We start from the raw sequence: 21,464 nt of genomic DNA, 5'->3' as shown, positions 1-21,464 counted from the left end.
CGCGCACGTAAGCAGGCGTAAGCTGGTTGCAAAATGAAATGGGCCACAGGGCAAGGGAGAGACAGCCATGCGATTCACCGGCAAGACGGTGGTCATCACCGGTGCAGCGTCGGGCATCGGTCTCGAAAGCACCCGCCTGTTCGCCCGCGAAGGCGCGACCGTTTACGCCGCCGATATCAATGATGAGGTCGGCAAGGCGCTCGAAAGCGAGATCGACGGCGATGTCCGTTACCAGCACTGCGACGTCTGCTCGACCGAGGAGATCAAGGCGCTGATGGACCGCGCCGCTGCGGAAACCGGCGGTATCGACGTGGTCTTCAACAACGCCGGCGCGGGCGGAGCGCGCGGCAAGATCCACGAAATCGAACCGGGCGACTGGGACCGGACGATGGACCTGCTGCTGCGCTCGGTCGCGTTCGGCATCCGCTATGCCGTGCCGCACATGATGGGTCGTCCGGGCGCGGCGATCGTCAATGTCTCCAGCGTCGCCGCCGTCGGTCCGGGCTATTCGCCCACCGCCTATGCCGTGGCCAAGGCCGGCGTGCTCCACCTGACCAAGATGGCCGCCGCCGACCTCGCGCAGTTCGGCATCCGCGTGAACGCGATCCAGCCGGGCTTCATCAACACCAACATCTTCACCAGCTCGCTGGAGATTCCCGACGAGCAGAAGGAGATGGCCAAGGGCTTCATCGCCCAGATGAGCAGCAACGCCCAGCCGGTGAAGCGCGGCGGCCAGCCGCGCGACATTGCCGAGGCCTGCGCCTACCTCGCCAGCGAGGCGGCCGGCTTCGTCACCGGCACATCGCTGATCGTCGATGGCGGCATCACCATCGGCCCGCGCGAAAGCTGGGACGTGGAAGCGCCGAGCGCCTTCGAAATGCTGCTTAAGCTGGAAGAACAGGCCAAGGCGGCGGCGGCCCAGCCCGCCGACTGACACCAACACGGGGCTTGGCGCGCACCGCGCCGCGTGCCACGGTCGCCCGACAAGACTCGATACGAACGACAGGAAGAGAGAGGCAATCCCATGGATTTCGAACCCACCGAACGGCAGGCCTACTGGCGCGACCGCGTCAAGAATTTCATCGACGCGCATGTCCGGCCCGCCGTGCCGACCTACAAGCAGCAGGACGCCGAGGGCGACCGCTGGAAGGTCATCCCTGTCGTCGAGGAACTGAAGGCCAAGGCCAAGTCCGAAGGCATCTGGAACCTGTTCATGCCGCCGCGCAACGACGGCCACCACCATGTCGACGAGAGCTATGAATTCGAAGGGCCGGGCCTGACCAATCTCGAATACGCGCTCTGCGCCGAGGAAATGGGCCGCGTCGGCTTCGCCAGCGAAGTGTTCAACTGCTCCGCGCCCGACACCGGCAACATGGAAGTGTTCCACCGCTACGGCACGCGCGAACAGAAGGACAAGTGGCTGACCCCGATCATGAACGGCGAGATCCGCTCCGCCTTCCTGATGACCGAGCCCTTCACCGCCTCCTCCGACGCGACCAATATCGAAACCCGGATCGAGCGCGACGGCGACGAATATGTCATCAACGGCCGCAAGTGGTGGTCGTCGGGCCTCGGCGATCCGCGCTGCAAGGTCGCCATCGTCATGGGCAAGACGGACTTCTCCGCCGGGCGCCACGCCGCGCAATCGATGCTGCTGATGCCGCTGGAAAACACGCCCGGCGTCAACATCCTGCGCCACCTGCCGGTTTTCGGTTACGACGATGCGCCGCATGGCCACATGGAAGTGGAAATGAAGGACGTCCGCGTTCCCGTGACCAACATGCTGCTTGGCGAAGGCCGCGGGTTCGAGATCGCGCAGGGCCGCCTCGGGCCGGGCCGCATCCACCACTGCATGCGCACCATCGGCGTCGCCGAAGAGGCGCTGGCCAAGATGTGCCGCCGCCTGCAGGAACGCGAAGCCTTCGGCAAACCGATCTACAAGCACTCGGTCTGGGAAGAGCGCGTCGCCCGCGCCCGTATCGACATCGACATGACCCGCCTGCTCTGCCTCAAGGCGGCCGACATGATGGACAAGGTCGGCAACAAGAACGCCAAGCAGGAAATCGCCATGATCAAGGTGCAGGCGCCCAACATGGCGCTGCGCATCATCGACGATGCGATCCAGGCGCATGGCGGCGGCGGCGTTTCCGAGGACTACGGCCTCGCCAGTGCATATGCCCACCAGCGCACCCTGCGCCTGGCCGACGGCCCCGACGAAGTCCACGCCCGCACCATCGCGCGGATCGAGTTTGCCCGCCACCTGCCCGAAGCCGGTCCCACCGCCAACGCCCTGCGCGACGGCAAGGCCCCGACCATGGGCAACGACAATGCCTTCAGCTCGGGCGACATGGGCGTGGCGCGGTAAGCATTCTCCCCTCCCGCAAGCGGGAGGGGAGAAACGAGGAGAGACAAATGGCGAAAGCCGCAATCCTGAAACAGGTCGGCGGGCTCACTATCGGTGAGGTCGAACTTGCCGATCCCGGCCCGCACGAGGTCCTGATCGACACCAAGGCCTGCGGGCTGTGCCATTCGGACCTGCACTTCATCGAAGGCGCCTATCCGCACCCGCTCCCGGCCATTCCCGGCCACGAGGCGGCGGGCGTGGTCCGAGCGGTGGGCAGCGAAGTGAAGACGGTGAAGCCGGGCGACCATGTCGTATCCTGCCTCAGCGCCTTCTGCGGCCACTGCGAATTCTGCGTCACCGGCCGCATGGCCCTGTGCCTCGGCGCCGACACCCGCCGCGCGCCCGATGCCGCCCCGCGCATCATGCGCGCCGACGGCAGCGGGCCGGTCGGCCAGATGCTCAACCTGTCGGCCTTCTGCGAGCAGATGCTGATCCACGAACACGCCTGCGTCGCGATCGACAAGGACATGCCGCTCGACCGCGCGGCGGTGATCGGCTGCGCGGTGACGACCGGGGCGGGCACGATCTTCAACGCCTGTTCCGTGGTCCCGGGCGAGACCGTGGCAGTTGTCGGCTGCGGCGGGGTAGGCCTTGCCGCCATCAACGCCGCCAAGATTGCAGGGGCCGGCAAGGTCATTGCGATCGACCCTATCGCCGAGAAGCGCGAGCTCGCGCAAGTCCTCGGCGCGACCCATACGGTCGATGCCATGGCCGGCGATGCCGTTGACCAGGTGATGAAGATCAGCGGCGGCGGCGTGCACCATGCCATCGAAGCCGTCGGCCGGCAGGCTAGCGCCGACCTCGCGGTCAAGGTGCTGCGGCGCGGCGGAACCGCGACGATCCTCGGCATGATGCCGCTCGACTGCAAGGTCGGGCTCGGCGCGATGGATCTGCTCAGCGGCAAGAAGCTGCAGGGCGCGATCATGGGGATGAACCACTTCCCGGTCGACCTGCCGCGCCTCGTCGATTTCTACATGCGCGGCCTGCTCGATCTCGACACGATCATCGCCGAGCGCATCCCGCTCGAAAAGATAAACGAGGGCTTCGAGAAGATGAAGCAGGGCACATCGGCCCGGAGCGTGGTGGTGTTCGACTGATGACGGAACAAGCGCAGCCAATCGATTTCGACAAGGTAATGGTCGGTACCATCGAGGTGCCGGAGGCGGACCGGCTCGATTTGGGTCGGCTGACCGCCTGGTTCGAGGCCAATGTCGATGGGTATGAAGGGCCGATAAGCTACACCAAGTTCAAGGGTGGCCAGTCGAACCCGACGTACCGCATCGACACACCCAGCACCTCCTACGTCCTGCGCCGCCAGCCTTTCGGCAAGCTGCTGCCGAGCGCCCATGCGGTCGACCGCGAGTACGCCGCCATGACGGGGCTCTATCCCACCGGCTTCCCTGTTCCGCGCACCTACGGCCTGTGCGAGGACCCGGAAGTCATCGGCTCCAAGTTCTTCGTCATGAGCCTCGCCGACGGCCGTTCGCTGTGGAACGGCGCATTGCCCGGATGCTCGAACGAAGACCGGCGCGAGCTCTACAATTCGCTGATCGACACCATGGCGGACCTGCATACGAAGGATCCTCAGGCCATCGGCATGGGCGATTTCGGCAAGCCCGACGATTACTGCGCGCGCCAGATCAATCGCTGGACCAAGCAGTACAAGCTCTCCGAAACCGAGCACCAGCCCAAGATGGAGCGGATGATCGAGTGGCTGCCGGGTTCGATCCCGCCGCAGCATGGCAGCTCGGTCGTCCATGGCGACTACCGGCTCGACAACGTCATCTTCCACAAGACCGGGAACCGCGTCATCGCGGTGCTGGACTGGGAACTGTCGACGCTGGGCGATCCGATCGCCGATTTCAGCTATCTGATGCTCAACTGGAAGAATGCCTCCGACGGACGCGCGGGTCTTGCCGATGTCGACACCGCCGCGCTGGGCATCCCGTCAATGGAGGAAGCGGTCGAACGCTATGTCGCGCGGACCGGTTTCCCGGTGCCGCCGATGGACTGGTATTTCGGCTACAACCTGTTCCGGCTTGCAGGCATCATGCAGGGCATCAAGAAGCGCGTCATCGACGGCACCGCCTCCTCCGCCCATGCCAAGAGCATGAGCGAGCGGGTCACGCCGCTGATCGAGCGGGCATACGACTTCCTCGTTGCGGCAGGAATGCCGGAATAGGAATCTAGAACTCCTTGATCCAGCGCATCACGACTCCCCGATCGTCGGGCACGTCGGCGTAATGCCCGGGATCGCGGCGATAGAAAGCGCTGGCAGCCATGTCCCCGCCGAGCAGCTCGCCGCGCCAGGCCAGTTCCCCGAGTAGCTCGCGCCCGCCGGGTGACAGGTTCAGCCGCCGCACGTCGAAGGTGGCGCTTTCGACGGTGTAATCATAGGCAACCGGCAGGTCGAGACGTAGGCCGCCGCTCTCTACCCGCAGCGGCTGCGCCAGCCTGAAACCGAGCGTATCGCTCCGCTGCAGGACTCCTTGCCGCACGATATCGAACGCCCAGGCGGTGCTGGCAAGATCCGACCCTGCCGAGATCGCCCCGGAACGGCGCGCGCGGGTGAAGCCTTGACGAGCCTCCGCGCCGACCCACCAGCCGGGGGCAACATCGATCCCGACGGAGGCGTCGACAAACAGGCTGTCGGCACCGCCCGCACCGAAGGCATCGTGGAAATAGCCGCCCAGTACCGTCCGGTCCTCGCGCAGCCAGTCGACGCTGACGACCGCCTGCACCGGGCCGAAGCGGCGATCTGCGGCGACGCCCAGCCGGGCGATCCCGTAGCGTTCACGATCGCGCGATTGCACATCGTCGGCCTGTCGCCGGGTGCCGAGCAGCGCTTCCCCCGTGGTGCCCGTTACCGTCAGGCCGGTCGCACCCAGATCGCGCCGGATGGCGACCGAACCCTGGTCGGCTCTCAGGAAGCCGCTATCGCCGGTTGCATCACCGGCAATCAGGAAAGCCGGGCGCCGCTTGCCCTGCAAATGCGCCGCTAGCCCGTCAGACGATTGCGAGAATGCAAAGCCCAGCTGCATGTCCGGGGCGATCCGCAAGGCCACTTGCCCCGCCAGGACCCGCGCCATCTCCGCATCCCTGCCGCTGAGGAAGAGCGGCGATGCCGCCGATCCGAAGGCGGGCCGCGCTTCGGCATCGATGGTGAAGGCCATGGAGACAGTCTCGTTGCCCGCCGACACCCGGCGTCCGCCGAGCTGCACTGCACCCTCCAGCCGGGGCACAATGGCCGCGCCGCGCAGCCGCGTCCCGAGATCGTAATTATAGGCGCGGCGATAACTGTCGAGAACGACGGAGCTGAGCGACTGGCCACCGAGCGCGTCCCCCATGGCCGCCGAAGCGGTGCCGGTGTCGTTGCCCAGTTCGATGGCCACGGCGCTGCCGGCCAGCGTGGTCGTACCCTGCGGCGACACGGCGCGGGCAATATCGAGGATGCCCCGTCCGAAGGTGGCATCGGTTCCGGCCGCACCGGCATCGCGTGCCGTGTCGAGCAGGATGCGCACGATTTGCTGGCCGGTCAGGTTCGGAAAGGCCTGCTTGAGCAAGGCCACTGCCCCTGCCACCTGAGGCGCGGAAAAGCTCGTGCCGGAAAACAGCGTGACGAAGCGATTGCCGCTGGAATCGGTGGTGATTTCCAGCTGCCCGTCTTTGTAGACGCAGCAAATGCGTTCGCCGCGCGCGGCAATGAAGGAGGCCGCGTCATTGCCGGCCCGGTTGCTGAATCCGGAGAACTGCCCGTTGTCGTCCACCGAGCCGACGATGATGACGTTGCTGCCACCTGCCGCCAGGATACCGCTGGCGAAGGGATCGGGCTGGTCGGGCGGAATGGCCGGGTCGCTGCCGTCGCCCGAATTGCCGGCGGAGACCACGACGACGACCCCGGCAGCCGAAGCGCGCCGCACCGCGTCGATCAGCACCTGCGTCGGACGGCTCCCGCCGAGGCTGAGGTTCACGACCGCCGCCCTGCTGGCAATGGCCTGGTCGACGCCGCTGGCGATATCGCGGTCGAAGAACTGGCAACCGGCCAGGTCGCCGTCGGTTTCGGTCGCCGTGCAACTGCCGGGCCGGTCGGCCCGCAGGACCAGCACCCTCGCGTCGAAAGCGATGCCGAGGATGCCGGTATTGTCGCGCGCGGCCGCCGCAACCATGGCGACATTGGTGCCATGGTCGTCGATCGCGTCGAAGCCCGCATTGCCAGCGACGTCGCGCGAATCCGGGTGGATCCGGCCGGTGAATTCGGGACTGTCGCGATCGATTCCCGTATCGACGATGGCAATCGTCTCGTTCCGGCCGGTGATGCCGCGGCTCCAGGCGGTCACCGCCCCGTGGAACTCCGGCCCGTCGGACTGGCGCAATTCCTGCGTGTTGAACGACGCCGTCGGTGTCGGGGTCGGCGTGGGGGTCGGCGTTGGTATGGGCGTCGGCGAAGGAGCAGGCGGCGGCGTACTGACAGGCGGCGGCCCGCCCCCACCCCCGCAAGCTGCCAGGGCAAGGCACAGCCCAAGCCCCAAACCGTTCAACCAGCGCGACGACCCTGCACTTGTAACCATGTGGCGACCCTTCCGTTCGGAAACGTTTGACGGAAACATCCTAAAGATTGGCTGAACTAGCGGTTGGATTATACAAAAAACCCGCCCGCTTGCCCTGCCGGTCAGAGACGACTAGCAGCCTGTCCAGCTCCTTTCCTACCAGCAACGGATTTCCTGCCATGACCGATCTCCAGACCGTTATCGAGCAGGCGTGGGAGAACCGCGCCAACATCAGCGCGGACAGTCGCGATGTCGCGGATGCGGTCGAGACGGCCTTGGCCATGCTCGATGACGGCAGTGCCCGTGTGGCGCAGCCTGACGGTGCTGGCGGTTGGCAGGTCAACCAGTGGCTCAAGAAAGCCGTCCTCCTGTCGTTCCGACTGCGCGAAAACGCGGTCATGGAAGGCGCCGTTGGCGCGCCGGCGTTCGACAAGGTACCGAGCAAGTTCGAAGGTTGGGACGATGCGCGCTTCCGTGAAGCGGGCTTCCGCGTGGTGCCGGGTGCGATCGCCCGCCGCGGCGCGCATATCGGGAAGAACGTCGTTCTGATGCCGAGCTTCGTCAACATCGGCGCCCATGTCGGCGACGGGACCATGATCGACACCTGGGCCAGCGTCGGCAGCTGTGCGCAGGTCGGCGCCAATTGCCACATCTCTGCGGGCGCAGGCATCGGCGGGGTCCTGGAGCCTCTGCAAGCCAACCCCACGATCATCGGCGACAACTGCTTCATCGGTGCCCGCTCCGAAATAGTCGAGGGCGTTATCGTTGGCGAAGGCTGCGTGGTGGCGATGGGGGTCTTCATTACCCAGTCGACCAAGATCGTCTACCGCGACACCGGCGAAGTGATCCGCGGGCACATCCCGCCCTATTCGGTCGTCGTGCCCGGCTCCATGCCCGGCAAGGACGGCGGCCCGGGCCTTGCCTGCGCCGTAATCGTAAAGACGGTCGATGCCCAGACCCGCGAGAAGACCGGTATCAACGATTTGCTCCGCGACTGAGGAACGGCTATCCTGCCGGGGCGTTGCCGACAGACAGTTTCAACGCACCATAGGAGGGTAGCATGTCCACTCAGGATCCCGACGGCACAATCCACATCGAAGATGAAGAGGCGACCGGCGCGGTCAAGACGGGGCATATGCGGTGGGTGCTGGGCATCAGCCTGTTGCTCGCAATCGTGGCGATGTCGATCGTCTGGATCGTTCCGGCACTTACGTCTAACAATGAAGTGGACGCGACTTCGCGGGTAGGCGACGTCCCCGGAGAAGCCGAGTGAGCAGTTCGAACAGCTTCCGCACCGGCCAGAACGTGACTTGGAAGTGGGGCAGCGGAACTGCCGAAGGCAAGATCGAGGAACGCTTCGAACGCGAGGTCACCCGCAAGCTCAAGGGCAGCGAAGTGACCCGCAAAGGCGACAGCGAGAACCCGGCCTACCTGATCAAGCAGGACGACGGCGACAAGGTGCTGAAACTGGGGTCGGAGCTTTCCGCTTCGAACTGACCAACGCCCGACTGGGGACGGATCAGCCCGCGTCGCCCGCAGGTGACTCGATCGGTGGCGCGGCGCGGAGCGAGTCCCGCGTCGCTTCGGCAGCCCGCATCACGCGCATCATGTTGCGGGAGGAAATCTTCTCGAGATCCGACTGGCTGTAGCCACGCCGCGCAAGTTCGGTGAAAAGTGCGGGGTAGCCGGACACGTCTTCTGCCCCGACAGGGCCGGACGGCATGCCGTCAAAATCCCCGCCGATGCCGATCGCATCGATGCCCGCCACTTTGCGGACATGATCGATATGGTCCGCCCAGTCCGAAACTGCCGCTTTGGGGAGCGGATTGGCATCATCCCATGCCTTGAGCCGGGCGGCCACCTCGCCCGGCTGCCCCTGCCAAAGGGCCTTGAGGCGCGCCTCTTCCGCCGCGCGGTTGGCATTCCATTGCCGCGCACCTTCGTCGAGGAAGCCGGGCAGGCCCACTACCATCACGATTCCGCCGTTCTGCTTCAACCGTGCCAGAACGGTATCGGGCACGTTGCGCGCATGGCCATTGATGGCTCGCGCGCCGGAATGGCTGAAAATGACGGGCGCTGTCGCAACATCGAGCGCATCCATCATCACCTTTTCGCTCACGTGGCTGAGATCGACCAGCATCCCGATGCGGTTCATTTCCCGCACGACATCCTTGCCGAAGGCGGTCAGGCCGCCATTCTTTGGCTCGTCCGTGGCACTGTCGGCCCAGCTCAGCGTCTTGGAATGGGTCAGCGTCATGTAGCGCGCGCCCATCGCATACATTTGCCGCAGGACCGCAAGGCTGGAGCCGATCGAATGGCCGCCTTCCATGCCCATGAGCGAAGCGATCCTGCCGGCCTTCATCGCCCGCGCCACGTCATCGGCCGAAAGGGCCAGTTGCAGCCTTTCTGGATAGCGCGCGATCAGGCGCTTGGTGACGTCGATCTGCTCGACGGTTGCCTGGACCGCTTCCGGTTCTGTCAGCGCGGCGCTGACATAGACGGACCAGAACTGCGCCCCTACCTGCCCCTTGTCGAGCCGCGCGAGATCGGTGTGCATCACCCGCGAACCGTCTTCCTCGCCGGTGTCGGTCGTATCCTCGAAGTCGAAGGAGCCGATGACGTTGCCGAACCGGCCCCGCAACTGGATCGGGACGTCATTATGGCCATCCCATACCGGCGCGGCCTCGAGTGCAGCCGCGGCGGTTTCTTCCGGCGTCTTTGCCGCCAGCGGGGCTGCGAGAAACAGCAGGGGCGACAGCAGTGCGGCAGCTTTCATCATGAAACTCCGTGGCATTATGGGTGGGCGGACACTAGCTACTGGAAAAGAGCGCGCAAGGATTTGGTGTGCGCCAACCGGCGAGGAGAATACACATGGCAATCGAAGCACGCTGGAACGGCCAGGTTATTGCCCGCAGCGATGACACCGTGGTGGTCGAGGGCAATCACTATTTCCCGCGAAGCGATGTAGATGCTTCGTTCCTCGAAGACAGCGCCACCACCACCCGCTGCCCCTGGAAAGGCACAGCGAACTACCATTCGCTCGTCGTCGGCGGCGACACCAACCGCGATGCCGCCTGGTACTACGCCGAGCCCCTGCCTGCGGCGGCAGAGATAGCGGGCCGGATCGCATTCTGGAAAGGCGTGGAGGTCGGCCCGCGATGACCACGGCGGAAGCGCTGATCGAACGGCTGGAATTGCAACCACACCCGGAAGGCGGCTGGTATGCCGAGACCTGGCGCGCACCCGCGCTTGAGGGAGAGCGTGCGTCGTCGACGGCCATCCATTTCCTGCTGGAGGCGGGCCAGTCTTCGCATTGGCACAGGGTCGACGCGGCGGAGATATGGTTGTGGCATGCAGGCGATCCTCTTGAGCTATCGCTTTGTGCGCCTGACGAACCGCCACCCGAGACTTTGACGCTGGGCGCGGATGTGCTCGCCGGCCAGCAGCTGCAGAAGGTGATCCCGCCAGGCTGGTGGCAAGCTGCACGCCCGCTTCCGGGCCCGTCGGGCTTCGCGCTGGTGTCGTGCGTAGTCGCGCCCGGGTTCGACTTTGCCGGGTTCGAACTGGCGGCTCCGGACTGGTCGCCCGGCCGGTGATACGGACCTGCCTGCGGTGGCTGCTGGCGGTGTTCTACCTCGCAGCGGGGGTGTTGCACCTCGTAGCACCCTTGCCGTTCCTGAGCATCACGCCGGGCTGGGTGCCCTGGCCCGGAGCGGTAGTGGCTTTGACGGGCGCAGCAGAAATCGCCGGGGCCATCGGCCTAGCGCAGTCCCGTTCATTGCGATGGAGAAGGGCGGCAGCCATCGGTCTGGCCATCTATGCCGTTTGCGTGTTCCCCGCCAATATCAACCATTTCGCGATCGATATGGCGCGCGAGGACGGCGGATTGGGTCTCGCCTATCACGTGCCCAGGATGTTCGCACAGCCGCTTATCGTCTGGCTGGCGCTGTGGGCGGGCGAAGTGACCGACTGGCCCTTCACCCGCCGCACGCAATAGCAGACTTAGCTGAGGTGCTTCGAGACCGCAGCAGTCATCTTGAACATGGAAATCTGGTCCTTGCCGATCACGGCACCCAGCTTGCCATCGGGATTGATCTGGCGCTTGTCCTTCTTGTCCTGAAGGTCATTGGCCTTGATGTATTCCCAGACCTTCGAGGTCACCTGGGCGCGGGTCATCGGACCCTTGCCGACGACGGCTTCCAGATCGGCCGAAAGATTGACCGGCTTTTGCAGTGCGTTAGCCATGATGTATTCCTTTCCTTGCGTTATTATTCGAAATCATCGTCGTCTTCATCCCAGTCGTCCCCCTCCGACGGCCGGTAGGTGGCAGTGAGGGCAGCGGCGGCGACGACATGGCCGTCCATTGCCCCAAGCAGTTGTTCGCGCGTCGCCCCGGGCATAAGCGTCAGCGGGATATCCAGCGCGAAAAGCTGGAAAACGTATGTGTGTGGAGCAATGCCCTCGGGCAAGGAAGGCAATAGCCACTCCGAATTGCCTTGCGCGTTCTTCCCGGTCCTCGGCGGCGCCTCGCCTTCGAGCAGCTTGCCGCGCTGCCCGGCCAGGCCCCAGACCAGCCAGTGGCACTTCGCATCGGCGCTGCTCGCATCCTCCACGATCACCGCCAGTTCCTGTGTGCCCGGCGGGGGCGCGGTCCATTCGAGTGGCGGGGCCACGGCGTCCTCTTCCTCGGCAGTGAAGCTGGGATCGAGCTCGCCCCCGGCGCGGAATGCCGGACTCGTGAGCTCGAAGCCGCTGCGCCCGACCAGCTTTGCGGATCCGACACGTGCGAGGGCCAGCCCGTTGTTGGCGGGGCAGGCTGCAGGCAGTACGGTCGAAAGCCAGTCGGCCATGGAAATCCTCTCCTAGGGGCAATGGTGCTAGGCCCAAAGCCCGTGCTTGGCGAGGGAGCGGACGGAGGGTTTTCAACAGCTAGCAGGTCGATTTGCGGCCTATTCGCGCCAAAATGACGCTTGCTCAGCCATCGTTCAGCCCTAATGCTGTGTTTCCCGCCGCCGGGACATGGCAGGGGCCATGTAGTTGGGAGCTGTTTCTATGGGTCTGGGTCGCGCAATTCTATCTTCCGTCTTGGCGCTGTCGCTGGCCGCCTGCGGTGGCGAAAGTTCGGGGGGGAGCGCTCCGCCGATCGGTGGAGGCGGCGGAGGCGGAGGTACGGGCTCGACCTGTTCCCTGTCGGCCCGGCAGGACTGGGTGCTGTCCCAGATCAACGAATTCTACCTCTTCCCGACGCTCGTCGACGCGACCGTCAACAAGGCGAACTACAGCGACGTCCAGTCCTATATCGACGCACTGGTCGCCCCGGCCCGGGCGCAGTCGCGCGACCGCTTCTTCACCTACATCACCTCGATCGCGGAAGAGAACGCGCTGATCAATTCGGGATCGAGCGCGGGCTTCGGCATCCGCCTTGCTTACGACACCACGGCCAACCGCGTCTTCGTGATGGAAGCCTACGAAAATGCGCCTGCATTCGCGCAAGGGTTCGACCGCGGTACCGAGATCATCAGCATTGACGGCACGACCGTCGCTTCCCTGATGGCTTCGGGCGGACCACAGGCAGTCGTCAACGCACTCGGGCCGAGCACTGCCGGCCTGACCCGCTCGTTCTCTATCCGCAATACCGCCGGCGTGACGTCGAACGTTACGGTGACCAAGGCGGACTATGCCCTCGATCCGATTTCGGACCGCTATGGCGTGCGGATCCTCAACGACGGCGGCAAGCGGGTCGGCTATATCAACCTGCGCACCTTCATCGTGGACTCCGCCAACCAGCAGCTGCGCGACGCGGTGCAGCAACTGCGCAGCCAGGGCGTTACCGAGGTCATCCTCGATTTCCGCTACAATGGCGGCGGGCTGGTGTCCGTGGCCGATCTGCTGGGCGACCTGCTGGGCGCCAACAAGGTCGGGCAGGTGTTCAGCCGGACCACTTACCGCAGCTCGCTTTCGAACAACAACTCGACGCGCAATTTCGCCAGCCAGCCGCAAGCTATTGCCGCGACCAAGATCGCTGTGATCGGCACCCGCAGCACCGCGTCGGCGAGCGAGCTGGTAGCCAACAGCTTCATTCCCTATCTCGGTACCAATACCGCGCTCATCGGTTCGAACACCTTCGGCAAGCCGGTCGGGCAGATCGCGCGCGACCGTGACGCCTGCGACGATCGCTTGCGGGTGGTCGCTTTCCAGACGGAGAACCGCGACGGCGGCAGCAATTACTACACCGGCCTCGCGTCGGCATTCGGGCGAACCTGCGCCGCCACCGACGACATCCTCAAGCCGTTGGGAGATCCGACCGAGGATTCAATAGCCAAGGCGCTCGATTTCCTTGCCGGGCGGTCGTGCACCGCGATCGCATCCGGCGGACAGCAAGGTGTCCAGTCGGCACGGGCTGCGGGCGCGGAGAAGCTGCTGATGCAGCCTTCCCGGCCGAGTGCTGCCCAGTACGAAATCCCCGGACTGTTCTGAGACCATGGCGGCCAGCGCGACATTTGGGAGCTTCGCGGAGTTCTGGCCATTCTATCTGCGCGAACATAGCCGTCCGCTTACCCGTGCGCTGCACTACATCGGCACATCGCTGGTCGTGCTGCTGGCTGTGTTGGCTGTCGCGAGCGGTTCGTGGTGGCTGGCGGCAGGCATGCCGCTTGCCGGCTACGCCTTCGCCTGGCTGGCGCATTTCGCTGTCGAGCGGAACCGTCCGGCGACCTTCACTCACCCGCTCTGGAGCCTGGCTGCCGACTTCCGGATGTGGTGGCTCTTGCTGACGGGCCGGTTGGCGCCGGAATTGCGGGCGGCAGGGGTCGGCCTGCCTGTGCAATGAAGGAGGGGCGGTGTATCCGGTCCGCCCCTCCCCTTTTCCTGCGTGGCTATCAGCCCGGCATCACGACAGTGTCGATGACATGGATGACGCCGTTCGCGGCATCGACATCGGTCGCGGTGACGGTGGCCTTGCCACCCTTGGCGTCGGTCAGGACGACCTTGTCGCCGTCGAGCGTGGCGGTCAGCTTGCCGCCGTTGACCGTGGTCAGTTCGTAGCTGCCGCCATTGTCGGCGATCGCCTTCGTCAGCGCGGCTGCGTTGGTTTCACCTTCGACGACGTGGTAGGTAAGGATGCCGGTGAGCTGTTCCTTCCCTTCTGGTGCCGTCAGCGTTTCCAGCGTGCCGTCGGGCAGCTTTTCGAAGGCGGCGTTCGTCGGCGCGAAGACCGTGAACGGACCCGGGCCGGCCAGTGTCTGGCCGAGTTCGGCCGCCGTCACTGCGGTGACGAGCGTCGAGAAATCGGGGTTGCCCTGCGCCACGGCGACGATGGAGCCGGGGGCTTCGGCCTCGGCGGCTGCGGTTTCTTCGGCCAGCGCCGGATCGGCGACGGCAGCGTCTTCGGCAGGTTCGCTACAGGCCGCAAGGGCAAATGCGCTTCCCGCGGCGAACAGCAGGCCCGAAAGGCGGGCAGTGGGGGTCTTGAGCATGGGGGATGTTCCTCTTCAGGTTGGGTTTGACGCCTGTCCCTATCCGGCCGGAGAACACCGACCGTACCGCCACCCAACGCTACGAAGCTTGTCCCTGTTCCCTGTTTCCGCTGCGGCTCGTCGCAAATATGCGTGCATCAGGGCATCGCAGGGCCGGAGAACGGTTGCCGGTCCGTGTGCGCGCACCCCTGGCGCACGTCCTCGCCGATCTTGAGGGTCGCCACGAAAGGGTAGGTCCGGTCGCTCATACCGTCGGAGCATTCGCCCTGCGTAATCAGCAGATCGAGCCGCTGGCCGCCCAGCGTGCCCGAGAATCCCAGCCCGCCCTGTCCGGTGAACCGCGCGACCGCAATGGCCGTGCCGTCCATGCTCTCCGGAGTGGTATAGAGAAAGGTTTCGCCGTCCACCGTCCCGCCCCAGAACGGCTCCGTCCCGCCGACTGTGATAACCTCGTCGGGCGCGATGGCGGTGAAGCCTTGCGGTGATGTGCCCGGCACAGCTCCTTCGGTCTCGCCGTTGTGGCAGGCTGCGACAAGCAGGAGGATGACGGGCAGAACGATACGCATGGTAAAATCCTTCAGCCCGGATTGGTCTCGAACGCAAGCTGCCCGCCGACATCGACCCAGGCCTGCTTGCTGCGGGTCCACAGATGCATCGATGGAGCGAACGCCGATGTATCGTCAAGCGTCCCGGCCTTGATGAAGACAAGGCCCGGTGCCGCCGCCACCTTGCTGAACAAAGGCGAGCCGCAGTCGGGGCAGAATTCGCGGACGACCGGCTGGCCGCTTTCGCCGCTGTCGGCAAAGGCCTTGACCTCGCCCTCGACGGACAGCGCCGCTTCGGGAATGCCGATGATTGTCGAGAAGGCGGAGCCCGACTGCCGCTGGCAGTTCTTGCAATGGCAATTGGCCTGCATCACCGGCTCAGCACTGGCCACGAAACGAACCTGACCGCACAGGCATCCACCGGACATTTCACTCATGGCTGTCTCCTCTCCGAGTTGTTTTGCCTCGCCGGCCCCAGCAGGAAAGCGAGGAATCCGCAGGTAAAAACGAAATCACCCGCGAGAATGGGGGCGAGCGCGGCATGCGCTGTCGGGCCGATCGCGGTCGCCCCCATGAGCGTCACCATGCCGAGCTTGCCGAACACCCCTGCCCACAGCACCGGCGCCAACCGCAACGGATCGCGCGCGACCTGGCCGTAGACGATACCGAAGGAAGCGACGAGGAGCGCTATCGCCTTGTCGTCGAGCGTACCGGCCGGATCGACAAAGCCCATCGCACCTATCACGAGATTGTAGGCGGCCGCGGCCCAGAAGAATACCGTCCAGCGGCGCATCATCGGGCGATCGCCTGTTCGATGAAATCCGCGGTCTCCGACACCGCCCTGCGCGCTTCCGGCAGCGGCAACAGCATCCACACATGCTGCATTTCGGGGTATTCGCGATACCGCGACCGGGGGTCGCCCGCCACTTCCGGCGAGGCCGCAAGCCGCCTTGCGTCGACGACAAGGATGTCCCGCGTGCCTGCGAAAATCGCCATCGGAGGGAGCCCGGCCAGATCGCCGAAAAGCGGGCTGACCCTCGGATCGGTCAGCGGCAATGTGCCGGCATAAGCCTCGCCGCAGGCCACCAGCCCCGATCTTGCCAGCAGCTTGTCCTGCGGTTCGATAGACGCCTGCCCTTCGGCAGTGGCGGTGGCATCGAGCCATGGCGACCACAATACGAGCGCTGCCGGCAGCGCCTCCCCCCCGGCCTTGAGCGACTGCGCCAGCGCGAGTGACATGCCGCCACCGGCGCTGTCACCCATCACGACCAGTTGCTCCGCGCCATGACGCCCGGCGACTTCGCGATACAGCGCGCCCATCGCAGACAGGATTTCCGAAGCCTTGTTCTCCGGCGCCAGAGGATAGACCGGTATCGTTGCCGACGCGCCGAGACGCTGGCAAAGGCTGCACACCGCATCGAAATGAAAGCTGGAGACGTCGAGCACATAGCCGCCGCCATGGAGGTAGAGCAGGTGCGGGGCGCCGCTTGCCACAGGTTCCAGCGGCGCGACCGTGACGACCGGATAACCCCGCGAACTGTCCTCGGTAATGCGGAACTGTTGGTGCCATTTCGCCCGCGGTCGTGCCGGCTTCCTGGCGCGTTCCCGGGCGAGGCGTCCGGGCATCCTCTCGGGTTCGGAAAAGAACGCCTTGACGCCGAGAAACGGCAGCAGGAGCTCGGCAATCCGCGACTGGAAACTGGCCAAGACCCATACCCTCCCGCCGCCACACTACCCGCTGTCGCTGCGCCGCGCCACAGAGCATTCGAGCGGACGCCTGGAATGGACTTGGCCGGAACAACATGCCCGCTGGGCAATTCCCGTCCTGACAGACCGAAACCTTTTATGGAGCATTGCGATGGAGGCCCCGGGACAAGGGAGGGGGCAACTGGACATAAGATTTGCCGTGGCGATGGCAGCAATCGTCTTCGCTGCAGCCGGTGCGGGCGCAGGCTCGGCAATCGGCAATACCGCCCTGATCAGGGATGACAGCCTCGCCTATGCGCTGCCTGCACTGCAGGCGACAGGATACGAGGGAGTGACCCGCCGGACAGCCGCGGCACTGCCCGACCATTATGCCATCGAGACGCCGGAAGGGCGCTTCGAGGTGGAGGAGCTGGGCAGCAGGGGCCTCTACGCGTCTGCGCGGTTCGATGGGCCCGCCCTTTTCGCGGAGCCGGTCGAATATGTGGCCTACGAAGAAGCAAGCCCGACAATCGATGCGGACGCCGACCGCCAGATCGTAGTGCAGGCAAGCGCCGCCGATAGCGATACAGGCAATGCGCCCGTCATGTCGGTGACGCGCGGAACGCGCACCAGCGTGGCCGTGCTTTCGCCCCCTTCCGAACAATCGGAGACGGGCGAGCCGCAGGCGCCGCTGTTCCAGGGCGGCTAGGCGAGATCAGCTTGGGCGCTGCCAGCCCAGCGTCAGCAGCTTGACCGTCACCCGGCCGGTTGCGACGTGTGTTCCATCCGCGTCATGCATGGGAAACTCCGCCCGGTAGCCGGCGCTGCCCTTGCGATCGAGATCTGCAAGAAGGCCTTCGATTTCCTGATCGGTCAGCCCGTACTCCGCCGTAACGTCGCTCGCGGCAGAGCGGTGGAAGTCGACGTAGATGTCCTTGATGATCGGGAAATAGCGCGATGTGTCGAGGATCGAGATACCCGGCACCGCCGCGACCGCTTCGGCCAGCACCGTATAGGCGCCGAGATACATCACATCGACATGGTTCTCGTTTCCGGCCAGCGGCATCAGCAACCGGGCAAAGCCGCGCCTTTCCTCGAGCCGCCGCATGCCGGTGCGTTCCACGAATTCCACCCGATATGCAGGCTTGCCTTCCGCCATGATTTCTTCCCCCCAATGCCGGAAACTCGCCACCATTGCATCCCATCGATGCGCGCGACTGTAAAGCGGCACAGGGTCGGTCTATGCTGTCCCGGCGAACAGTTGCGCCTGCTTTGCCCGCAATGCCGCCAGCGGCTGCGCAAAGGGTTCGAGCATGGATGCGTAGGGAGCGGCCCCGCGCGATTTCCCTTCGCCGACCTTCTGCCTGACCTGTAATGCGCTGTAGGTCGGGACCGGCTCCGTCCGGCGGGAGGGTTCGAGATACTCGTTGTTCCAGGCGAGGCCCAGCCAGTCGAACAGGGCCGCGCCGCTCGCAGCAGGATCATCGAGGAAACGGTCGAAATCCACCAGGTGGATGTCCAGCCCTTCGGCGCGCCACGCGGCAATCGCATCCAGCGCGAAATCGAGGTGATCGAGGACGGCGGCGAAATCGTCGGCGTAGTCGTATACGGGCGGAAAGCGCCGGAGGAAGATCGAGACCGCCACGTCGGCCGGATCCCTCAGCACCGCCGCGAAGCGGGCGGCAGGATGGACCCGCGCCACGAGACCCGCAACGGCCAGATGGAGCGGGGACTTGTCGACAATCCATCCCGCCTCCGGTGCCACCCTGGCGAGGCCCCTGCCATCGGCCACGGCGAGGTCGCGCAGCAAGGCCGCCCGCGGGTCCTTCGCCATCGTCTCGATCGACGCATCCTGGAACAGGAGATGCTGCAACAGCGCGCCCCTTTCGCCGACCGATGTCACGCCTGGGGCGGCCGCAAGGATGGACTGCACCAGCGACTGCCCCGACCGGGGCGTACCGAGGAGGTAGAGATGCTGCGGTCCGTCCGGCGGCAGGACGACCGGCTCGCTGGCGGCGAACAGCCTGCGCTGGCGATCGACGGTGGCGCGCCAGTCGCGACCGGGTGGCCGCGACAGGAGACCCTTCCCGCGCGTTGCGAGGTCCCACGCCCGCGCCGCATCGCCTGCGCGGTCCGCCCGCTGTGCCATCGCCAGCAACAGGTCGGCCCGCTCGAACGGCGGCAGGGCGGAATCCGCGGCCAATCTCTCGACCTCCTGGTCCACGGGCTCATCGAGTGCGAGCAGTTCCGTCAGCATGCGCGGAGACGAGGCGCCGGCGGCACGGGCCTGGCGCAATAGCTCGCCAGCCGCCGCCGGCCCCTCGGTCCACATCAGGAGCTGGGCAAGCACCGTCGCGGCGTCGGCATCGTCGGGACGATGGCGCAGGATGGCGGCGAGGATGCCCTGCGCTTCCTCATAGGCCTGGGCGGCGTGGGCCAGCGAGGCGACCGTCATCGCGTCGGCCCTTGCCTGCGGATCGGCATAGTCCCCCTTATCGGGGAGGAGCCGGCGAGCGAGGTCGAGCGCGGCATGGGTATCGCCCGATGCGGCGGCGGCGCCGGCATGAAGGCGGCGGACCACAGGGGTTCGGAGCGTCGCGGCATCGAGGCGCTCGAGAACCGTGCGAGCCTCCAGCGGATTGCCGGCCTGCATTTGCGCCTGCGCAAGGGCCAGCACCAGCGGGGCCATTCCCGGAGCGAGGCGGACCGCAGCCTGGTGCTGGGCCACGGCCCCGTCCGTGTCCCCCGCAGCAGACAGTCCGCATCCGAGGTTGTAGCGGAACATGGCCTCGTCCGGCTCTGCCGCCACCGCCGCCTGCAAGTGCGACAAGGCATCCTTCGGATGCCCCAGCCCGACCAGCGCCAGCCCCAGCATCGAGCGTGCCTCCGCCTCGAGCGCGACCGGGAGTGCGCCTGCTAGCGCCCGTTCCAGCAGGCCACGTGCTTCGGCGCTACGCCCCCCGCGCAAGGCGGCTTCTGCCCTGTCGACCAGTTCGCTCATCCGCGCCCCTGTGATGGGCGCGGCGAGCCAAGTCAACGATGCCGAGGCGAGCGGCGGCTAAAGCTGCTTTTCCGGTCGAAGGTCGTGCCCGTGGCGCATCGCTTTGCCGAAGAACCGCTCGAGCCGCTGTGCCAGCGTGGCCGCCGCCTTGCGCGCGGCGGCATCGACATCGGCTGCCCGCGCCGTCACGCCGATGGCCCGGCCGCCGCGGGGCCGCGCCTCGATGGTGCAAGACTTGTCGTCGGCCCCGCCCTTGCGTCCGTTGGCGTCGCTGACATGCACTTCGAGCCGGGTGAGCCGGTCATCGAACCGCGCCAGCCGGTCACGCACGTGCCGCGCAATGCGTTCCGCGACATTGCTGGTGCCCATCACGCTGCTGTCGGAGTTGAACTGGATCTGCATGGGGGATGCTCCTTCTTCCGTTGCGTTCGACTGTATCCGATATGGCCCTTCCCGGCCCGATTGCGAGCGGTTTAGGCCATGCGGAGTATCCTGCGCGGCAAGGCGAAAGAGCGCCGGCAAAGCCCCGGTGCGACTCCATTTGCCATTGCCCGGCAATGGGATAGAGTGGCCGCCGCTCGGCCCGAGTCTAACACTGGAATGCCTAGCCGACATGACGGGCCGACTGGCTGCCGATGGGGCAGCGGGGGAGGATTGTCATGGATCAGGACTGGTTTGCAGATGTCCGCAAATACGCCGCCGATGCCGACGAGGCGGTGGTCAGGAAGATCGTCAACTATTGCGGCATTGCCCTGAGGAAGCTCGATTCCTCGCTGGTGTCCTTCTCCGATCCCAAGGAAACCGCCCGGGTGCGGGAGAACTACCTGAAGAAGAAGCTGGCGCTGGCAGACGACGATGCGACACTCGATGCCGGGATCGCCCGGATCGGCGAACGCATGAAGGGCGATAGGACAAAGAACCGCGTCACCGTCTACTACCTTCTGGCCGACCATTTCGACCGCCTGTCGGTGTTCGGCGGGGCGGCCCGCGGAGCGGGCATTGCCGCCGCCGGAACCGGAGCCGGCGTTGCGGCCGCCTCGCTGGCGGCGATGCCAGCGGCGGCCGCGCCTGCCGAAGTTTCTCCCATCAGGACGCCCGAGACGGCGGCACCGACAGCATCCTCACCGGCTCCGGCTCCGGCGCCAGCCTCGGCACCGGCGCCCGCCTCGCATCTTGCCGCGAGCCCGGCGGCACCGCGCGGCGGCGACCGGCGCGGCGGCGCGGCGGTCGACGACGGCATCGTCGAGACCGGCTGCCTCGCTGCTGCGGTGGTGGTCGGCGCGATCGCCCTCGCGGCCGGGCTGGCCTTCTGGATGAGCCGGCCGGACGAGGCGCCGGTGGCCCCAGCCGCTCCGGCACCGGCGGCTGCCCCGGCTGCGCCGCAAGCGGTCGAGCCCGCTGCTGCGGCCGTGCCGCAAGGCGCCGGCGTGGTTGCCGGGGAGCGCGACGGACGGCCGATGGTGACGACCTATTTCGATACCGGCAAGGCCGAGGTCTCGGCCGATTTCGCCGCCGCCGCAGGGCCGGTGGTGGAGTACCTCAAGGCCAATCCGGCCGCGCGCCTCGCCGTCTCGGGCTACAACGATCCGACCGGCGATGCCGCCGCCAATGCCGAGCTGTCCAAGAACCGCGCCCAGGCGGTGCAGACGGCGCTCGTCGCGTTGGGCGTACCCGAAGCGCAGGCAACGCTGGTGAAGCCCGACGAGGCGACCAGCGCCGACGTCACGCCCGAACAGGCGCGGCGCGTCGAGGTAACGATCATACAGTAGCCGCGCCGTCCGGAGGGCCGCTGGCAGTGGGGGGAGG

Annotated in this window: 26 protein-coding genes; 14 read left to right on the top strand and 12 right to left on the bottom strand. The window is 66.1% G+C overall.

All coding sequences use genetic code 11. The features are described from left to right. Positions 1–67 precede the first annotated feature (67 nt). From WAB17_RS08720 to WAB17_RS08705, 4 genes are all read left to right on the top strand, one after another. On the top strand, positions 68–934 hold the full coding sequence (locus tag WAB17_RS08720) for an SDR family NAD(P)-dependent oxidoreductase (protein ID WP_435416969.1): 867 nt from the start codon (positions 68–70) through the stop codon (positions 932–934). A 90-nt stretch (positions 935–1,024) separates the two neighbouring features. Next, entirely contained in the window at positions 1,025–2,365 is a 1,341-nt protein-coding gene (locus WAB17_RS08715) for an acyl-CoA dehydrogenase family protein (protein WP_435416968.1), read from the top strand. Between the two features lie 47 nt (positions 2,366–2,412). Next, positions 2,413–3,501, top strand: a complete 1,089-nt coding sequence (locus tag WAB17_RS08710) for a Zn-dependent alcohol dehydrogenase (RefSeq protein WP_435416967.1) — start codon at positions 2,413–2,415, stop codon at positions 3,499–3,501. After that, a complete protein-coding gene (locus tag WAB17_RS08705) occupies positions 3,501–4,586 on the top strand; it encodes a phosphotransferase family protein (protein ID WP_435416966.1) in 1,086 nt (361 codons plus the stop codon). Before WAB17_RS08710 ends, WAB17_RS08705 begins: the two co-directional genes overlap by 1 nt. A gap of 4 nt (positions 4,587–4,590) precedes the next feature. Here WAB17_RS08705 and WAB17_RS08700 read toward each other — a convergent pair whose 3' ends face one another. Beyond that, positions 4,591–6,741: a S8 family peptidase gene (locus tag WAB17_RS08700; RefSeq protein ID WP_435416965.1), complete on the bottom strand. Its 2,151-nt coding sequence runs from the start codon at positions 6,739–6,741 to the stop codon at positions 4,591–4,593. A 389-nt stretch (positions 6,742–7,130) separates the two neighbouring features. Here WAB17_RS08700 and dapD point away from each other — a divergent pair, with 389 nt between their 5' ends. The 3 genes from dapD to WAB17_RS08685 all read left to right on the top strand — a co-directional run bounded on the left by dapD (position 7,131) and on the right by WAB17_RS08685 (position 8,448). Next, positions 7,131–7,949, top strand: coding sequence for a 2,3,4,5-tetrahydropyridine-2,6-dicarboxylate N-succinyltransferase (gene dapD / locus WAB17_RS08695; protein WP_435416964.1), 819 nt, complete (start codon positions 7,131–7,133; stop codon positions 7,947–7,949). A gap of 62 nt (positions 7,950–8,011) precedes the next feature. Continuing rightward, positions 8,012–8,224, top strand: coding sequence for a hypothetical protein (locus WAB17_RS08690; protein ID WP_435416963.1), 213 nt, complete (start codon positions 8,012–8,014; stop codon positions 8,222–8,224). Continuing rightward, positions 8,221–8,448 carry a DUF2945 domain-containing protein gene (locus WAB17_RS08685; protein WP_435416962.1) on the top strand — a complete coding sequence of 76 codons (228 nt, stop codon included), beginning with the start codon at positions 8,221–8,223 and terminating at the stop codon, positions 8,446–8,448. The genes WAB17_RS08690 and WAB17_RS08685 overlap by 4 nt, the downstream gene beginning before the upstream one ends. Positions 8,449–8,470: 22 nt before the next feature. On the opposite strand, the gene WAB17_RS08680 is transcribed toward WAB17_RS08685, so the two are convergent. Continuing rightward, positions 8,471–9,727, bottom strand: a complete 1,257-nt coding sequence (locus tag WAB17_RS08680) for a dipeptidase (protein WP_435419360.1) — start codon at positions 9,725–9,727, stop codon at positions 8,471–8,473. Positions 9,728–9,822: 95 nt separating this feature from the next. On the opposite strand from WAB17_RS08680, the gene WAB17_RS08675 reads away from it, so the two are divergent. The 3 genes from WAB17_RS08675 to WAB17_RS08665 are packed head-to-tail and all read left to right on the top strand — an operon-like array spanning position 9,823 to position 10,948. Continuing rightward, positions 9,823–10,113, top strand: coding sequence for a DUF427 domain-containing protein (locus WAB17_RS08675; RefSeq protein WP_435416961.1), 291 nt, complete (start codon positions 9,823–9,825; stop codon positions 10,111–10,113). Continuing rightward, positions 10,110–10,547 (top strand): cupin domain-containing protein, encoded by a 438-nt coding sequence (locus WAB17_RS08670; protein ID WP_435416960.1) that lies wholly within the window; start codon positions 10,110–10,112, stop codon positions 10,545–10,547. The genes WAB17_RS08675 and WAB17_RS08670 overlap by 4 nt, the downstream gene beginning before the upstream one ends. Then, positions 10,544–10,948, top strand: a complete 405-nt coding sequence (locus tag WAB17_RS08665; RefSeq protein ID WP_435416959.1) for a DoxX family protein — start codon at positions 10,544–10,546, stop codon at positions 10,946–10,948. Before WAB17_RS08670 ends, WAB17_RS08665 begins: the two co-directional genes overlap by 4 nt. A 5-nt stretch (positions 10,949–10,953) precedes the next feature. Here WAB17_RS08665 and WAB17_RS08660 read toward each other — a convergent pair whose 3' ends face one another. After that, positions 10,954–11,196 carry an SWIB/MDM2 domain-containing protein gene (locus WAB17_RS08660; RefSeq protein WP_435416958.1) on the bottom strand — a complete coding sequence of 81 codons (243 nt, stop codon included), beginning with the start codon at positions 11,194–11,196 and terminating at the stop codon, positions 10,954–10,956. 23 nt (positions 11,197–11,219) lie between these two features. Beyond that, positions 11,220–11,801, bottom strand: a complete 582-nt coding sequence (locus tag WAB17_RS08655) for a YbhB/YbcL family Raf kinase inhibitor-like protein (RefSeq protein ID WP_435416957.1) — start codon at positions 11,799–11,801, stop codon at positions 11,220–11,222. Between the two features lie 235 nt (positions 11,802–12,036). Here WAB17_RS08655 and WAB17_RS08650 point away from each other — a divergent pair, with 235 nt between their 5' ends. Together WAB17_RS08650 and WAB17_RS08645 are read left to right on the top strand one after the other, a co-directional pair. Next, a complete protein-coding gene (locus WAB17_RS08650) occupies positions 12,037–13,428 on the top strand; it encodes a S41 family peptidase (protein WP_435416956.1) in 1,392 nt (463 codons plus the stop codon). Positions 13,429–13,432: 4 nt separating this feature from the next. Beyond that, positions 13,433–13,780 carry an Mpo1-like protein gene (locus WAB17_RS08645; protein ID WP_435416955.1) on the top strand — a complete coding sequence of 116 codons (348 nt, stop codon included), beginning with the start codon at positions 13,433–13,435 and terminating at the stop codon, positions 13,778–13,780. A 49-nt stretch (positions 13,781–13,829) separates the two neighbouring features. Here the strand turns inward: WAB17_RS08645 and WAB17_RS08640 are convergent, their stop codons facing one another. From WAB17_RS08640 to WAB17_RS08620, 5 genes are all read right to left on the bottom strand, one after another. Beyond that, a complete protein-coding gene (locus tag WAB17_RS08640; RefSeq protein ID WP_435416954.1) occupies positions 13,830–14,426 on the bottom strand; it encodes a fasciclin domain-containing protein in 597 nt (198 codons plus the stop codon). Positions 14,427–14,563: 137 nt separating this feature from the next. After that, the gene (locus tag WAB17_RS08635; protein ID WP_435416953.1) at positions 14,564–14,992 is read right to left on the bottom strand and encodes a COG3650 family protein; all 429 of its coding nucleotides are present in this window, start codon (positions 14,990–14,992) and stop codon (positions 14,564–14,566) included. Between the two features lie 11 nt (positions 14,993–15,003). Then, complete coding sequence (locus WAB17_RS08630) at positions 15,004–15,408, bottom strand: GFA family protein (RefSeq protein ID WP_435416952.1); 405 nt, start codon at positions 15,406–15,408, stop codon at positions 15,004–15,006. Continuing rightward, positions 15,405–15,767, bottom strand: a complete 363-nt coding sequence (locus tag WAB17_RS08625) for a hypothetical protein (RefSeq protein WP_435416951.1) — start codon at positions 15,765–15,767, stop codon at positions 15,405–15,407. Before WAB17_RS08625 ends, WAB17_RS08630 begins: the two co-directional genes overlap by 4 nt. After that, positions 15,764–16,678 (bottom strand): alpha/beta hydrolase fold domain-containing protein, encoded by a 915-nt coding sequence (locus WAB17_RS08620; protein ID WP_435416950.1) that lies wholly within the window; start codon positions 16,676–16,678, stop codon positions 15,764–15,766. The genes WAB17_RS08625 and WAB17_RS08620 overlap by 4 nt, the downstream gene beginning before the upstream one ends. A 205-nt stretch (positions 16,679–16,883) precedes the next feature. Here WAB17_RS08620 and WAB17_RS08615 point away from each other — a divergent pair, with 205 nt between their 5' ends. Continuing rightward, positions 16,884–17,366 (top strand): hypothetical protein, encoded by a 483-nt coding sequence (locus WAB17_RS08615; RefSeq protein ID WP_435416949.1) that lies wholly within the window; start codon positions 16,884–16,886, stop codon positions 17,364–17,366. Between the two features lie 6 nt (positions 17,367–17,372). Here the strand turns inward: WAB17_RS08615 and WAB17_RS08610 are convergent, their stop codons facing one another. The 3 genes from WAB17_RS08610 to WAB17_RS08600 form a co-directional block, all read right to left on the bottom strand. Next, positions 17,373–17,816, bottom strand: a complete 444-nt coding sequence (locus WAB17_RS08610; RefSeq protein ID WP_435416948.1) for a PaaI family thioesterase — start codon at positions 17,814–17,816, stop codon at positions 17,373–17,375. An 81-nt stretch (positions 17,817–17,897) separates the two neighbouring features. After that, positions 17,898–19,658: a tetratricopeptide repeat-containing sulfotransferase family protein gene (locus WAB17_RS08605; RefSeq protein ID WP_435416947.1), complete on the bottom strand. Its 1,761-nt coding sequence runs from the start codon at positions 19,656–19,658 to the stop codon at positions 17,898–17,900. Between the two features lie 57 nt (positions 19,659–19,715). Continuing rightward, positions 19,716–20,060: an HPF/RaiA family ribosome-associated protein gene (locus tag WAB17_RS08600; protein ID WP_435416946.1), complete on the bottom strand. Its 345-nt coding sequence runs from the start codon at positions 20,058–20,060 to the stop codon at positions 19,716–19,718. 257 nt (positions 20,061–20,317) lie between these two features. On the opposite strand from WAB17_RS08600, the gene WAB17_RS08595 reads away from it, so the two are divergent. Next, positions 20,318–21,427 carry a DUF2853 family protein gene (locus WAB17_RS08595; RefSeq protein WP_435416945.1) on the top strand — a complete coding sequence of 370 codons (1,110 nt, stop codon included), beginning with the start codon at positions 20,318–20,320 and terminating at the stop codon, positions 21,425–21,427. Positions 21,428–21,464: the final 37 nt, after the last annotated feature.

The organism is Parerythrobacter aurantius, assembly GCF_045291475.1.
Lineage (GTDB): Bacteria > Pseudomonadota > Alphaproteobacteria > Sphingomonadales > Sphingomonadaceae > Parerythrobacter > Parerythrobacter aurantius.
This window is presented reverse-complemented; position numbering and strand designations above follow the sequence as displayed.

Bases quoted from the DNA above. Each gene is read 5' to 3' on its own strand.
- WAB17_RS08720 (WP_435416969.1), top strand. From the start codon at position 68: ATGCGATTCACCGGCAAGACGGTGGTCATCACCGGTGCAGCGTCGGGC.
- WAB17_RS08715 (WP_435416968.1), top strand. From the start codon at position 1,025: ATGGATTTCGAACCCACCGAACGGCAGGCCTACTGGCGCGACCGCGTC.
- WAB17_RS08710 (WP_435416967.1), top strand. From the start codon at position 2,413: ATGGCGAAAGCCGCAATCCTGAAACAGGTCGGCGGGCTCACTATCGGT.
- WAB17_RS08705 (WP_435416966.1), top strand. From the start codon at position 3,501: ATGACGGAACAAGCGCAGCCAATCGATTTCGACAAGGTAATGGTCGGT.
- dapD (WP_435416964.1), top strand. From the start codon at position 7,131: ATGACCGATCTCCAGACCGTTATCGAGCAGGCGTGGGAGAACCGCGCC.
- WAB17_RS08690 (WP_435416963.1), top strand. From the start codon at position 8,012: ATGTCCACTCAGGATCCCGACGGCACAATCCACATCGAAGATGAAGAG.
- WAB17_RS08680 (WP_435419360.1), bottom strand. From the start codon at position 9,727: ATGAAAGCTGCCGCACTGCTGTCGCCCCTGCTGTTTCTCGCAGCCCCG.
- WAB17_RS08675 (WP_435416961.1), top strand. From the start codon at position 9,823: ATGGCAATCGAAGCACGCTGGAACGGCCAGGTTATTGCCCGCAGCGAT.
- WAB17_RS08670 (WP_435416960.1), top strand. From the start codon at position 10,110: ATGACCACGGCGGAAGCGCTGATCGAACGGCTGGAATTGCAACCACAC.
- WAB17_RS08660 (WP_435416958.1), bottom strand. From the start codon at position 11,196: ATGGCTAACGCACTGCAAAAGCCGGTCAATCTTTCGGCCGATCTGGAA.
- WAB17_RS08655 (WP_435416957.1), bottom strand. From the start codon at position 11,801: ATGGCCGACTGGCTTTCGACCGTACTGCCTGCAGCCTGCCCCGCCAAC.
- WAB17_RS08645 (WP_435416955.1), top strand. From the start codon at position 13,433: ATGGCGGCCAGCGCGACATTTGGGAGCTTCGCGGAGTTCTGGCCATTC.
- WAB17_RS08640 (WP_435416954.1), bottom strand. From the start codon at position 14,426: ATGCTCAAGACCCCCACTGCCCGCCTTTCGGGCCTGCTGTTCGCCGCG.
- WAB17_RS08635 (WP_435416953.1), bottom strand. From the start codon at position 14,992: ATGCGTATCGTTCTGCCCGTCATCCTCCTGCTTGTCGCAGCCTGCCAC.
- WAB17_RS08630 (WP_435416952.1), bottom strand. From the start codon at position 15,408: ATGAGTGAAATGTCCGGTGGATGCCTGTGCGGTCAGGTTCGTTTCGTG.
- WAB17_RS08625 (WP_435416951.1), bottom strand. From the start codon at position 15,767: ATGATGCGCCGCTGGACGGTATTCTTCTGGGCCGCGGCCGCCTACAAT.
- WAB17_RS08615 (WP_435416949.1), top strand. From the start codon at position 16,884: ATGGCAGCAATCGTCTTCGCTGCAGCCGGTGCGGGCGCAGGCTCGGCA.
- WAB17_RS08610 (WP_435416948.1), bottom strand. From the start codon at position 17,816: ATGGCGGAAGGCAAGCCTGCATATCGGGTGGAATTCGTGGAACGCACC.
- WAB17_RS08605 (WP_435416947.1), bottom strand. From the start codon at position 19,658: ATGAGCGAACTGGTCGACAGGGCAGAAGCCGCCTTGCGCGGGGGGCGT.
- WAB17_RS08600 (WP_435416946.1), bottom strand. From the start codon at position 20,060: ATGCAGATCCAGTTCAACTCCGACAGCAGCGTGATGGGCACCAGCAAT.
- WAB17_RS08595 (WP_435416945.1), top strand. From the start codon at position 20,318: ATGGATCAGGACTGGTTTGCAGATGTCCGCAAATACGCCGCCGATGCC.